The organism is Arthrobacter woluwensis, from assembly GCF_900105345.1.
Taxonomy (GTDB): Bacteria; Actinomycetota; Actinomycetes; order Actinomycetales; family Micrococcaceae; genus Arthrobacter_E; species Arthrobacter_E woluwensis.
Genome location: NZ_FNSN01000003.1, coordinates 890,208 through 903,448 on the forward strand (window position 1 = coordinate 890,208; position 13,241 = coordinate 903,448).

Here is a 13,241-nt window from a genome sequence, read left to right on the forward strand (position 1 = left end):
GGACCTCAGGGGCAGTTTCGTCAAAGATTTCCTTCATATCTGCCCCCCAATCGATAGAATGGTTTTGTGAGCACCCAGGCTTCAGAAACTGCGCAGGAGCCCCGCCGCCAGGTGGAGATCTCCGATCCGAAGGCCATCCGTGCGCTTGCGCATGCCGCTCGCCTGGCTGCCATCAGTGACCTCTATTCGAGCCAGGTGAGCCGCACGGCCACCGAACTCGCAGCCGTCACCGGACTCACCCCCAGTGCGATGAGTTACCACCTCCGTGCGCTCCAGAAGTGGGGCATGGTGGAACCCGCCGAAAGCGACGGCGACGCGCGTGAGCGCCGCTGGAAGGCTGCGGGCACCGATTTCATGATCAAGTCGGTCAGCGGTTCGGGGCACCCCGAGCTCGCGATCCTGGATCTCGAGCTGGACGCGCAGCGCCGCCGTATCCTCGCTCACAATCAGGAACGGGACGAGCTGACGCTGCGGGGCGCCGAGGATCAGCGCTTCCCCTCGATGTCGATGTCCACCGAAGTGCTCTACCTGGACCCGCCCAAGGCACGCGAGCTGATCGACCGGATGAACCAGTTGATCAGGGAATACGCCGTGACGGACCGCGGCGAGGCCACCGAGGACACCCGACGGGTCTCCGCGCTGTGGTCGATCGTGCCGGACAGCGCTCCCTGAGGCGCAGTCCCTTCCCGGCCGGAGGCCGGATGTCCACAGGGCAGGCCCCATGTCGGAACTGCCCGGCAAAGTGTGGTGAACTAGGCAGATATGGGCGTCAGGCCCGCCAGAGAAGAATTCCGTAGGAGCACCGTGCCCACCAAGGCCAAGACCGGCAAGAAACTCGTGATCGTGGAGTCTCCCGCCAAGAGCAAGACCATCGCCAAGTACCTGGGCGAGGGTTTCGTGGTGGAGGCTTCCATCGGTCACATCCGTGACCTGCCGCAGCCCTCCGAACTCCCCGCCGAGCTGAAGAAGACCTCGGTGGGCAAGTTCGCGGTGGACGTGGACCACGACTTCAAGCCGTACTACGTCGTCTCCAGCAACAAGAAGAAGGTGGTGGCGGAACTCAAGGCGCAGCTCAAGGACGCCGACGAGCTCTACCTCGCCACTGATGGGGATCGCGAAGGCGAGGCCATCGCGTGGCACCTCCTCGAGGTGCTCAAGCCCAAGGTCCCCGTGTACCGGATGACCTTCGGTGAGATCACCAAGGAGGCCATCCAGCGGGCCATGACCAGCCTGCGGGACATCGACACGGATCTGGTGGACGCCCAGGAGACGCGCCGCGTCCTGGACCGCCTCTACGGTTACGAGATCTCCCCGGTTCTCTGGCGCAAGGTCGCCAGCGGGCTGTCCGCAGGCCGTGTGCAGTCCGTGGTCACCCGCCTCGTGGTGGACCGCGAACGGGAGCGCATGGCGTTCACGTCCGCCTCCTACTGGGACCTCACCGGTGTCTTCAGCGCCGCAGGGGAGTCCTTCAAGGCCAAGCTGAGCGCCGTCGACGGCAAGCGTCTCGCCACGGGCAAGGACTTCACCGACGCCGGTCAGCTCAAGGGCAAGGCCGTGGCCCTGCTGGACGAAGCCTCGGCCACCAGCCTGGCGGAGAACCTGGGTTCCGCGGACTTCAGCGTCCGCTCCATGGAGACCAAGCCGTACACCCGCCGTCCGGCCGCGCCGTTCACCACGTCGACCCTCCAGCAGGAGGCGGGCCGTAAGCTCCGCTTCTCCTCGAAGATCACCATGCAGGTGGCGCAGCGTCTCTACGAGAACGGCTACATCACCTATATGCGCACCGACTCGTCGGCGCTTTCGGATGAGGCCGTCAACGCCGCCCGCAAGCAGGCGAGCGAGCTGTACGGCGCCGAGTACGTCCCGTCCAGCCGCCGCGTGTATGCCAACAAGAGCGCGAACGCGCAGGAGGCCCACGAGGCCATCCGCCCCGCCGGTGACGCCTTCCGCACCCCGGCGCAGGTCAAGTCCCAGCTCTCCGCTGACGAGTTCCGCCTGTACGAGCTCATCTGGAAGCGCACCGTCGCGTCGCAGATGGCAGACGCCAAGGGCTCGACGGCGACCATCAAGCTGGGTGCCGTGTCCTCCGACGGCCGGGACGCCGAGTTCACGGCCTCCGGCACCGTCATCACCTTCCCCGGCTTCCTGGCCGCCTATGAGGAGGGCAAGGACGAAAGCCGCGAGGACGATTCGGACGAGTCCCGCCGTCTGCCGAACGTCGGGGAAGGCGACCGGTTGCAGGGCGGCGACATCACCGCCGTCGGGCACCAGACCTCCCCGCCCCCGCGGTACACGGAGGCCTCGCTGACCGCCGAGATGGAGAAGGAAGGCATCGGCCGTCCCTCCACGTACGCGGCCACCATCTCCACCATCCAGGACCGCGGTTACGTCCGGAAGCAGGGCTCCGCCCTGGTGCCCAGCTGGATCGCGTTCTCCGTCATCAAGCTGCTCGAACAGCACTTCTCCGACTACGTGGACTACGAGTTCACGGCTGACATGGAGACGGACCTGGACCGCATCGCCCGCGGTGAGGAGCCCGGCGCCAGCTGGCTCAAGCACTTCTACTTCGGGGACGGCGGCAAGGAAGCCGGCCTGAAGTCCGTGGTCAACAACCTCGGTGAGATCGACGCCCGTGACATCAACTCGATCCCCGTCACCGACGGCATCGTGCTCCGGGTGGGCAAGTTCGGCCCGTACCTGGAGAGCACCGTTCCCACGGTCGACGCCAAGACCGGCGAGGTCGTGGAGGCGCTGCGCGCCAACGTCCCCGAGGACCTCGCGCCGGACGAGCTGACCCCGGAGAAGGCCCGCGAGCTGCTGGAGAACTCCGCCCCGGAGGAGCGCGTCCTCGGCGTGGACCCGCACACCGGGCACACCGTGGTGGCCAAGAACGGCCGCTACGGCGCCTTCGTCACGGAGATCATCCCCGAGCCGACGGCCGAGGAGATCGCCGCGCAGCCGGTCGAGTACTACAAGAACGGCAAGCCCAAGCCCCCGAAGAAGCCGGTCAAGGTCAAGCCGCGTTCCGGGTCGCTGTTCAAGTCCATGTCCGTGGACACCGTCACTCTGGATGAAGCTCTGGCCCTGCTCAGCCTGCCCCGCGTGCTGGGACAGGATGAGGAAGGCACTCCCATCACGGTGCAGAACGGCCGCTTCGGCCCGTATCTGAAGAAGGGCGCGGACTCCCGGTCGATCGGTTCCGAGGAGGAGATCTTCACCATCACCCTGGAACAGGCGCTGGAGATCTACTCGCAGCCCAAGCAGCGTGGCGCCCGCGCGGCCGTCCCGCCTCTCGCGGAGTTCGGACCGGACCCGGTGTCGGAGAAGAACATCGTGGTGAAGGAAGGCCGCTTCGGGCCGTACATCACCGACGGGATCACGAACATCACCGTCCCGCGCTCCACGAGCGTCGAGGAGCTGACCCGGGAACGCGCCGTCGAACTTCTGGCGGAGAAGCGAGCCAAGGGGCCGGTGAAGCGGACCACCCGTAGCACCACGTCACGGAGCACGGCCAAGAAGCCGGCCGCGAAGAAGAAGGCCTGACACAGGACATAATGAGCACATGCGTCTAGGCGTCCTGGATATCGGTTCCAACACCGTCCACCTCTTGCTGGTGGATGCCCATCCGGGTGCCCAGCCGGTGCCGTTCGCCTCTCATAAGAGGCCGTTGTCCCTCGTCCAGTACCTGGAACCGGACGGCAGCATCAATGAGGCCGGCCAGAAGGAGCTCGTCGAGTTCGTCCTGGAGGCTTGGGAGTTCGCCGCCCGGCACAAGGCGGAGGACCTCCTGGCCTTCTGCACCTCGGCGATCCGGGAAGCCACCAACGGTCCCCAGGTTCTCGCCCGCGTGAAGCACGAGACCACCGTGACCCTCCGCGAGCTGTCCGGCAGTGAAGAGGCGGAGATGACCTTCTTCGCCGTCCGTCGCTGGTTCGGCTGGGCGGCGGGCACCGTCCTGGATCTGGACATCGGCGGCGGCTCCTTCGAAATGGCTCTGGGCAGGGACGAGCTCCCGGAGATCGCCACGAGCGTGCCGCTCGGCGCGAGCCGTCTGACGCGTGACTGGCTGGCCGAGGACCCGCCCACGGCCAAGAGCATCAAGGAACTCCGGAAGTACATCCGGTCCACGCTCAAGCCCGTGGTGAAGGACTTCGCACGGATCGGCACGCCGCATGTGGTGACCGGGACGTCCAAGACCTTCCGCTCGCTGGCCCGGATCGCCGGTGCCGCGCCCAGCGCCGCCGGCCCGTATGTGCGGCGTGAGCTCCTCCGGGAGGACCTTGGACTGTGGGCGCAGCGGATCTCCGCCATGAGCGCCGAGGACCGCCTGCATCTGCCTGGCGTCTCGCAGGCCCGGGCGCCCCAATTGCTGGCCGGCGCCCTCGTGGCCGAAGCCGCACTGGAACTGTTCGATCAGCCGCGGATCGTGATCTGCCCCTGGGCCCTGCGTGAAGGGCTCATCCTGCGGCGTCTCGACCAGCTGGTCTTCGACGGTCCGCTCGATCCGCCGGCCCATGTCAAGGACGATGGAGAACTCTGAGATGGCCGAATCCGGCAGGTCTCCCCTCGCGGTCGCGCTGTCCAGCGCCTCCGTGTACCCGCTGAGCGTCCATGACGCCTTCGCCGTGGCCCAGGACCTGGGCTACGACGGGGTCGAGGTCATGGTCACCAACAACCCCATCAGCCAGGATCCCCGGGCCCTCCGCCAGCTGAGTGAGCGGTACGGCCAGGAGATCGTGTCCATCCACGCGCCGACCCTGCTGCTCACCCAGCAGGTGTGGGGCAAGGCGTGGAACAAGATCGAGCAGTCGTGCCTCATGGCGCGCGAGGTGGGCTGCGACGTCGTGGTCGTCCACCCGCCGTTCCGCTGGCAGAACGGCTACGCGGAGGAGTTCTTCGACGGCGTGCTCGAGGCGCAGGAGCGTCACGGCGTGAAGATCGCCGTGGAGAACATGTACCCCTGGCGCGTCCGTGGCCGGGAGATCCTGATGTATCTCCCGCACTGGAACCCGCTCGGATTCGGGTACCAGCACGTGACCTGGGACTTCTCGCACTCCGCGACGGCGGGGATGGACAGCCTGGATGCCATGCGGGAGCTGGGCTCCGCGCTGCGGCACGTGCACCTCACTGATGGCACCGGTGTGGGCAGCAAGGACGAGCACCTCATGCCGGGGGAGGGCAATCAGCGCTGCGCCGAGGCCCTCCAGTACCTGGCCGCCTCCGATTTCGACGGCGTCGTGGTGGCGGAGATCAGCACCCGCAAGGCCAAGGTCGCGGGGGAACGGGAAGAGATGCTCGCGCAGACCCTCGCCTTCGCGCGCCGGCATCTGGCCCGTTAGCCACTCCCTGAGATCTCCTGTCGCCGAAACAGTGGGTTTCCGCTGAAACAGTGTGTTCTGCACGCGGTTTCAGTGGAAACCCACTGTTTCGAGCCGCCCCGTCGTCCCGCGCGGTTCACGTCACCGAGGATGAAGGCTTGACGTAAATACCCCCTAGGGGTATTTTTGAAGCGTTGTCAGTGAAGTGGTATGTCCAGGCGGTCGTCTTTCCGCCGCCGTCACAGCCGTTCAACCCCAGCACCCACGACCTTTCTCACGTCAAGGAATGGAACTGACATGTGCGACTCCGAGCTCCGGAACACCCTGACCCTCACCCCCGTGCAGGACTCCTCCTGCGCCTGCTGCGCCCCGGCGGCGCCCAGCCTCTCGACCGACGCTCCGGAAACAGCTCCACAGCAGACCCGCCCGGAGGCGCAGACGCTCGACGTCGGCGTCGACGGCCTGAGCTGCGGCAGCTGCGTCCGGAAGGTGGAGGCGGCGCTCTCCGCACTGGACGGCGTCGAATCCAGCAGCATCGAGCTGGTCCCGGGCGGAACCTCGCGGCTCCGCGTCTCGGGAACGGCCGGCCTCTCCGCCGTGCGGGACGCCGTCGCGTCCACCGGCTACCACCTGAGCGAACGCTGAGCCGACGCGCTCCCGGCGGGCGCGGTCCCGCCGGCAGCGCGCGGCAGATCTCCCGGAGGGGACATGAAGCAGCACCAGCAGCACGACCATCACCATCCGCAGGATCCCGAAACTCATCAGGCCGAGGCCTCTGCGGGCCACGGCGACCACAGCGACCATGGCCCCGGGTCCAGCCGCGAGCCCGGCTCCCACGAACCCGGCTCCCACGAACCCGGCTCGCTGAAGACGGCGACCGCCACGACAGAACACGCCCACCACACCCACCACCCCGAGCCGGACGACGACCACCAGGTGCACCAGCACGGGGAACACGCCGGGCACAGCACCGCGATGTTCCGCAGCCGCTTCTGGCTCACGCTCGTGCTGTCCGTCCCCGTGGTCTTCTTCAGCCCGATGGTGGGCCATCTCCTGGGGTTCCGCGCCCCGGAGTTCCCCGGCTCGGCCTGGATCACGCCTGTTCTCGGCACCGTGATCTTCCTGTACGGCGGCGCCCCGTTCCTGAAGGGCGGCGTCCAGGAACTGCGGGATCGCCGTCCCGGCATGATGCTCCTGATCAGCATGGCCATCACTGTGGCCTTCCTGGCGTCCTGGGCCACCACCCTGGGCCTCGGCGGCTTCGACCTGGACTTCTGGTGGGAACTGGCGCTGCTCGTCACCATCATGCTGCTCGGGCACTGGATCGAGATGCGGGCCCTCGGTTCGGCCCGCGGGGCGCTGGACGCCCTTGCCGCGCTCCTGCCCGACGAAGCCGAACGTCTCACCGAGGACGGGACCGAGACGGTGCCGACGTCCGCGCTCCGAGCGGGTGACTTCCTCCTGGTGCGGTCCGGGTCGCGGATGCCGGCGGACGGCGTCATCACGGAAGGGCGGGCCGAGTTCGACGAATCGATGATCACGGGCGAGTCCCGGGCCGTCCTCAAGTCCGCGGGTGATCCGGTCGTCGCGGGCACCGTCGCCACGGACAACAGTGTGCGGGTCCGGGTCACCGCGGTCGGCGGGGACACCGCGCTGGCGGGCATCGAGCGGCTCGTCGCCGAAGCGCAGGCGTCCTCGTCCCGGACACAGGCCCTCGCGGATCGTGCGGCCGCCTTCCTGTTCTACTTCGCCACGGGAGCCGGCCTCCTGACCTTCCTCGTCTGGGCTCTCCTCGGCGACATCCCTGAGGCCGTGACCCGGACCGTGACGGTGCTCGTGATCGCCTGCCCGCACGCCCTGGGCCTGGCGATTCCGCTCGTGATCGCGATCTCGACGGAACGGGCGGCGCGGGCCGGGATCCTCCTCAAGAACCGGATCGCCCTGGAGAAGATGCGGACCGTGGATGTCGTGCTCTTCGACAAGACCGGAACCCTCACGGAGGGTGAGCCGACCGTCCGCGAGACCTCCGCGGTCGACGGCGATGCCGACCGGATGCTCGCCCTTGCGGCCGCCGTCGAGGCCGACAGCGAACACCCGGTGGCCCGCGCGATCGTCCGCGCGGCCCGGGAGCGCGGACTGACGGCGCCCGCCGCCCATGATTTCGAAGCCCTGACCGGGCGGGGCGCACGCGCCGTCGTCGACGGCGTCGAGTACCGGGTGGGCGGCCCCGCCCTGCTGGCCGAGCTGGACGTCGCTGAGCCCGAAGGGCTGAGGACCGCCACGGAAGCCTGGTCGTCGCGCGGCGCGGCCGTGCTGCACGTCCTCCAGGACCGGACCGTGCTCGGCGCCCTCAGCCTGGAGGACGGCATCCGGCCCGCGTCACGGCAGGCGGTGTCCGCTCTGCAGGCGCGGGGGATCGCGGTCGCCATGATCACGGGCGACGCCCGTCAGGTGGCGGAGGCGGTCGCATCGGAGCTCGGCATCGACGAGGTCTTCGCGGAGGTGCTGCCCGCCGACAAGGACGGCAAGGTCGCGGAGCTGCAGGCCCGCGGCCTGCGCGTCGCGATGGTGGGCGACGGTGTCAACGACTCTCCGGCGCTGGCCCGGGCGGACGTGGGGATCGCGATCGGCGCCGGCACGGATGTCGCCGTCGAATCGGCCGGGGTGGTGCTGGCGGGGAACGACCCGCGGGCGGTCCTCTCCCTGGTCGAACTCTCGCGCGCGAGTTACCGGAAGATGTGGCAGAACCTGATCTGGGCCACGGGCTACAACGTCCTCTCGGTCCCGCTCGCGGCGGGCGTCCTGGCCTTCGCCGGCGTCGTGCTGTCCCCGGCTGCCGGTGCCGTGCTCATGTCCCTGTCCACCATCGTGGTGGCCCTCAACGCACAGCTGCTGCGCCGTCTCCGGCTCGACCCGGCGTCGCTCGTATGACCGTGCTGAAGCGGCTACTGCTCGTCCTCGGCGTGCTCGCGGGGCTCCTGGGCATGCATCCGCTCGCGGGGCTTCCGATGGCGGCGGCGCACTCCCACGCAGCGGCTCAGCCGGCCCACGACGACGGCGCCGCCCTCCGGATGGTCGACCGCCCGCCGTCGGAGGCTCCCGCGCCGTGTGACGGTCCGGGTCCGTGTCACACGATGGCGGGCGCGGGGTCGGGTTGCGTCCCCCTGCCGGGCGGTCACGCTCCAGGTCTCGTGGTTCCGGCCGGACCCTGGACCGTCGGGGGGCCGGTGTTCCGGGTGCCGACGGTCCCGGCGTCGGTCCGTGGTCCGGGGGCGCCGTCCCTGGTGGAGCTCTGCATCAGCAGAACGTGAGGTTCCGGTGGCATCGCAGACCGAACCTCAATCCTCTGGAAGGACCATTTCATGAAGAAGACACTCATCACCACGGCGGCCGGCCTCGGCGCGGCTCTCCTGCTCTCGGCCTGCTCGACGGGTTCCGGAGGCTCGGGCGGCGACATGGCAGGGATGCCCGGGCACAGCATGCCCGCGTCCAGCGCTCCGGCTCCGTCGACCGGCGACCCTGCCGGTGACGGCCACAATGCCGCGGACACGATGTTCGCGGCCATGATGATCCCGCACCATCGGCAGGCGCTCGAGATGAGCGGGATCGTGCTGGAGAAACAGGGGGTGCCCGCGGAGGTGACGTCCCTGGCCCGCAGGATCCAGCAGGCGCAGGGTCCGGAGATCTCCACGCTCACCTCCTGGCTCAGCGCTTGGGGAGAGAAGCAGGCCGACCACGGAGGCCACTCGATGGAGGGGATGATGAGCGCCGAGGACCTGGAGCAGCTGAAGTCCGCTCAGGGGACGGAGGCCGCACGGCTCTTCCTGACGCAGATGATCAAGCATCACGAGGGAGCGCTCACCATGGCCCGCACCGAGAGCCGTGACGGCAAGGACGCGAAGGCCGTGGAGCTGAGCCGCAAGATCGTGACCGACCAGGCCGCGGAGATCGCTGAGATGAAGAAGCTGCTGGCCGGACTCTGACAGTCAGGGGCCCGACGGCGGGCCGGTGCTGAGAGGCGCCGGCTCGCCGGGGGCCTGTGTCTGAGGAACGCCCGTTAACGAGCGAACGCCGGGTAGCTTGGTCAAGGAACACTTGGGGGGAACGTTCCTTGTACTACCCGGCGTCGTCCAGCCCTTGCGGGGCTGGATCATCACTCGCACCTCCATGAGGCAATAACTACTTTACTCTTCAAGCTCCCGGAAACAACAGTTTTTACCTTGGAACTCCCTGGGAAAAGCGACACTTTTCACTTAACACGTGTTTGACGTGGGAAAACTTTGTCCAAGACGCCAGATGACGCACGGAGGCCGGGCGTGGCGGGCCGCGTAACGCGGCGTTAAAGACCGAAAGCCGGCAACTGAACGGGGGATCAGGGGGAAAACCCGTACAGCTGCCGACTTCCGTGCGGACGCTTTCGCATCCGCAGATTCACTCGCACCCTTTGAGGTACTAACTACTCTAGGAAGGCAAGTTGTGAAGAGGCTTCACCGAACCCGTGCATAGCCTGGGAATCGGGGAAACGGCCGGTGATCTGCGCCTCAAGGAGCCGTCGAAGTCCGGGCCGCCCTCGTCGGCGGTCCGCGCCCCGCGCGGCATCAGCAGACCGCGGCAGCGACAGCGTTCAGCAGCAAAAGCCTTCGGCGGCGGCAGCCCGGTCCACCTGGAACAGCCTCGTGCCTCTCGGATGCTCCATGCCAAGATGGGGGCATGAGCAGAATCGCCTTCCTCGGTTGTGGATCCATGAACGAAGCCATCCTGTCCGGCCTCATCGCCGCCGGCTCGGAACCCAGCGACATCGTCGCGACGGTGCGCCGGGCCGAACGTGCGGCCGAACTGGCCGAGCGCCACGGGGTGGTGGCCATCGCGGGCTCCGAGGACCCGGAGGCGAACCGTGAAGCCGTGCGGGACGCCGCCGTCGTGATCCTGGGTGTCAAGCCGGTGGGCATCGCCGCGCTCGCCCGTGAGATCGCCCCGGTGCTGGCCCCGGAGACCGTCGTGGTGAGCGTGGCCGCGGCCGTGTCCATCGCCCAGCTGGAAGAGGCCCTGCCCGCCGGGCAGCCCGTCATCCGCACGATGCCCAACACGCCGGCCCGCCTGGGCAAGGGCGTCATCTCGGTGTCGGGGGGCACCAGCACCAGCGCCGAGCAGCTGGCCACGGTGCGGGAGCTGTTCGAAACGGTGGGGACCGTCGTCGAGATCCCGGAGGAGCAGGTTGACGCCCTGTCCGCCGTCAGCGGCTCCGGACCCGCGTACGCCTTCTACCTGGCCGAGGCCATGGCAGCCGCCGGCGTCGAACTGGGGCTGGATCCCGAGCTGTCCGCCCTTCTGGCGCGCGAGACGGTGGCGGGTGCGGGCCTGATGCTGGGCGAGGAGGGCGCCGACGCCGCAGCGCTGCGCAAGGCCGTCACGAGCCCCAACGGCACGACGGAACGCGCCATCGCCACCTTCGATGAGAAGGGCATCCCCGCGATCATCGCCGCCGGTGCGCGTGCCGCAGCGGCCCGTGCCGCGGAGATCACCGCCAGCCTGGACTGACGCCGCCGCACCTACCTCACCCGCGAAGTCACAGTTGAGGCCCGGAAAACGTGGTTTTCCGGGCCTCAACTGTGACCTCGCGGCGAAGCCGCTTCGCGAGCCGAACCAAGCCGCAGGCCGGCCTCAGGGGCGTGCCGCGAAGCGCTCCAGGAGGTCGACGTGTCCGGAGACGATCAGCATGTCGTGGCTGGAGACCTTGGTGTCCGGCCGGGCATATGTGAAGTCCTCGCCGGGGGACTTCACGCCGACCACGGTCACGCCGTACTTGGAGCGGACCTTCGACTCCTCGAGGGTGAAGCCCACAGTCTCCTTGGGCGGGTACATCTTGACGATGGCGAAGTCGTCGTCGAACTCGATGAAGTCGAGCAGGCGGCCCGAGACCAGGTGCGCCGCCCGGACGCCGGCGTCGGCCTCCGGATAGATCACGTGATTCGCGCCGATGCGGGTGAGGATCTTGCCGTGCGACGGCGTGATGGCCTTGACCCACAGGTGTTCGATGCCGAGGTCCACCAGGTTCACGGTGATGAGCACACTCGACTCGATGGACGTGCCCACGCCCACCACCGCCGAGGAGAACTCCTGCGCGCCCAGCTGGCGCAGGGCGTCCATGTTCGTGGCGTCGGCCTCGACCACGTGCGTCAGGACCGGAGCCCACTTCTGGACCAGGGTGCGGTCGCGCTCGATCGCCAGGACCTCGCGGCCCTGTTTGACCAGCTGCTCGGCCGTCGCGGCGCCGAATCGGCCCAGACCGATCACGAGGACCGGCGCGTTGGGGGAGGGGCGGTTCGTGGCGCCCTGGTTCTTAGCCAATGATCGGCCTCTCTTCCGGGAAGTGGTACAGCTGGCTCCGCTGCCGGATCGCCAGCGCCGCGGCCAGGGTGACCGTGCCGACGCGTCCGGCGAACATCAGAGCACTCAAAACATATACGCCCGACGGCGGCAGTTCAGCACTGAGGTTGGTACTCAGCCCCACGGTGGCGAAGGCTGAGATGGTCTCGAAGAGCACCCGGTCCAGACTGGCGCCGCTGATGGCGAGCAGTGAGAACGCGGCCACGGAGACGAAGGTGGCGCCCATGACGATCACCGAGATCGCCACACGCATGGTGCCCTGGGGGATGGTCCGGCCGTAGACCTTCACATCCGCGTCACCGCGGGCCTCGGCGCGGATCGCCAGGAACATCACGGCGATCGTGGTCACCTTGATGCCGCCGGCCGTCGACGCCGAGCCGCCGCCCGCGAACATCAGCGCGTCCGTCAGGAGCATGGTGGTGGAGTCCAGATGGTTCTGATCCACCAGATTGAAGCCGCCCGAACGGGTCATCACCGAGGCGAAGACGGAGTGGATGATCTTGTCCCCGACCCCCATGCTGCCGATGGTGCGCGGGTTGTCCCACTCCATGAGGGCCCAGAGGAGGCTGCCGACCACCAGGAGGATGAGGGACACCTGGATGGTCAGCTTCGTGTGGAGGTTCCACTTGCGCCAGTTCAGGCCGTTCTGCTGCAGGACCATCACCACGGGGAAGCCCAGGGACCCCAGGAAGACGCCCAGCATGAGGGGGATCAGGATCCACAGATCCGTCTCATACGGCACGATCCCGTCCGAGTGCGGCGTGAATCCGGCGTTGTTGAATGCGGAGATCGAGTAGAACACGCCGTGCCAGATGCCCGTCCAGAAGCTCTCGCCGAGCGTCCAGAACCGCGGGATGAGGGCGAGGGCCAGGGCGCCTTCGATCACCATGGACGTCATGATGACCACCCGGAGCAGGGTGCCGACCTCGCCGAGCCTGCCGGCGTTGTTCATGGCCTCCTGAGCGATGAGCTTGCCGCGCACGCCGAGCTTCTTGCTGACCATGAGGGCCAGGAGCGAGGCGAGGGTCAGCGTGCCGAGACCGCCCACGAAGATGCCGATCATGATCACGAGCTGCCCGAAGAAGGTCCAGTGCGCCGCGGTCGACACCACGGTGAGGCCGGTGACGCAGACCGCCGAGACGGCCGTGAACAGGGCCTGGTGCAGCGGGGTGACCTGTCCGCTGCTGGACGCCATCGGCAGCGAGAGTAGGAAGGTGAAGAGCAGGATGACCGAGGTGAAGGCCACGAGCGCCAGACGGGCCGGCGAAGAATTGGCGAGCCGGTCGACGAAGTCGCGCACCGCAGTGAAGGCGCCGAACCTGCCGGATTCCTGGGGCGGCTGCCAGCCCGTGAGGGGTTCGGCGAACGGGGCGTCCATGCCCTGGTCGCCGCGCACGGTCCGGCCGCCAGGAGTGGCCGCCGCGACGCCGCGGCGGGCCTTCCCCGTGGCACGTCCGCCCGGCGTCGGGGCCGCCTCGGCCCGGGAGGGCCGTGGGGGCTGGTGATGGGGCCCGGAGGTGGGCATGAGCAGTCCTT

General features: G+C 68.2%; 11 protein-coding genes. 9 read left to right on the forward strand and 2 right to left on the reverse strand.

The genetic code is table 11. The annotated features are described in order from the left end of the window. The first annotated feature begins 66 nt into the window (after window positions 1-66). From BLV63_RS04720 to proC, 9 genes are all read left to right on the forward strand, one after another. The gene (locus BLV63_RS04720; protein WP_066215895.1) at window positions 67-672 is read left to right on the forward strand and encodes a winged helix-turn-helix domain-containing protein; all 606 of its coding nucleotides are present in this window, start codon (window positions 67-69) and stop codon (window positions 670-672) included. Between the two features lie 132 nt (window positions 673-804). Then, on the forward strand, window positions 805-3,543 hold the full coding sequence (topA, locus tag BLV63_RS04725) for a type I DNA topoisomerase (protein ID WP_066215893.1): 2,739 nt from the start codon (window positions 805-807) through the stop codon (window positions 3,541-3,543). A gap of 19 nt (window positions 3,544-3,562) precedes the next feature. Continuing rightward, window positions 3,563-4,540: a Ppx/GppA phosphatase family protein gene (locus BLV63_RS04730; RefSeq protein ID WP_066215891.1), complete on the forward strand. Its 978-nt coding sequence runs from the start codon at window positions 3,563-3,565 to the stop codon at window positions 4,538-4,540. Beyond that, window positions 4,527-5,339 carry a sugar phosphate isomerase/epimerase family protein gene (locus BLV63_RS04735; protein ID WP_066215889.1) on the forward strand — a complete coding sequence of 271 codons (813 nt, stop codon included), beginning with the start codon at window positions 4,527-4,529 and terminating at the stop codon, window positions 5,337-5,339. The genes BLV63_RS04730 and BLV63_RS04735 overlap by 14 nt, the downstream gene beginning before the upstream one ends. A gap of 276 nt (window positions 5,340-5,615) precedes the next feature. Beyond that, window positions 5,616-5,963 carry a heavy-metal-associated domain-containing protein gene (locus BLV63_RS04740; RefSeq protein WP_074784033.1) on the forward strand — a complete coding sequence of 116 codons (348 nt, stop codon included), beginning with the start codon at window positions 5,616-5,618 and terminating at the stop codon, window positions 5,961-5,963. A 63-nt stretch (window positions 5,964-6,026) separates the two neighbouring features. After that, window positions 6,027-8,249 carry a heavy metal translocating P-type ATPase gene (locus tag BLV63_RS04745; RefSeq protein ID WP_082724252.1) on the forward strand — a complete coding sequence of 741 codons (2,223 nt, stop codon included), beginning with the start codon at window positions 6,027-6,029 and terminating at the stop codon, window positions 8,247-8,249. Then, window positions 8,246-8,629, forward strand: coding sequence for a DUF6153 family protein (locus tag BLV63_RS04750; protein WP_139244647.1), 384 nt, complete (start codon window positions 8,246-8,248; stop codon window positions 8,627-8,629). The genes BLV63_RS04745 and BLV63_RS04750 overlap by 4 nt, the downstream gene beginning before the upstream one ends. 51 nt (window positions 8,630-8,680) lie before the next feature. Next, on the forward strand, window positions 8,681-9,301 hold the full coding sequence (locus BLV63_RS04755; RefSeq protein WP_066215885.1) for a DUF305 domain-containing protein: 621 nt from the start codon (window positions 8,681-8,683) through the stop codon (window positions 9,299-9,301). A 727-nt stretch (window positions 9,302-10,028) separates the two neighbouring features. Beyond that, on the forward strand, window positions 10,029-10,856 hold the full coding sequence (gene proC / locus BLV63_RS04760) for a pyrroline-5-carboxylate reductase (RefSeq protein WP_066215883.1): 828 nt from the start codon (window positions 10,029-10,031) through the stop codon (window positions 10,854-10,856). 123 nt (window positions 10,857-10,979) lie between these two features. Here proC and BLV63_RS04765 read toward each other — a convergent pair whose 3' ends face one another. Together BLV63_RS04765 and BLV63_RS04770 are read right to left on the reverse strand one after the other, a co-directional pair. After that, on the reverse strand, window positions 10,980-11,666 hold the full coding sequence (locus BLV63_RS04765; protein WP_066215881.1) for a potassium channel family protein: 687 nt from the start codon (window positions 11,664-11,666) through the stop codon (window positions 10,980-10,982). Beyond that, on the reverse strand, window positions 11,659-13,083 hold the full coding sequence (locus BLV63_RS04770) for a TrkH family potassium uptake protein (protein ID WP_066216072.1): 1,425 nt from the start codon (window positions 13,081-13,083) through the stop codon (window positions 11,659-11,661). The genes BLV63_RS04765 and BLV63_RS04770 overlap by 8 nt, the downstream gene beginning before the upstream one ends. Window positions 13,084-13,241: the final 158 nt, after the last annotated feature.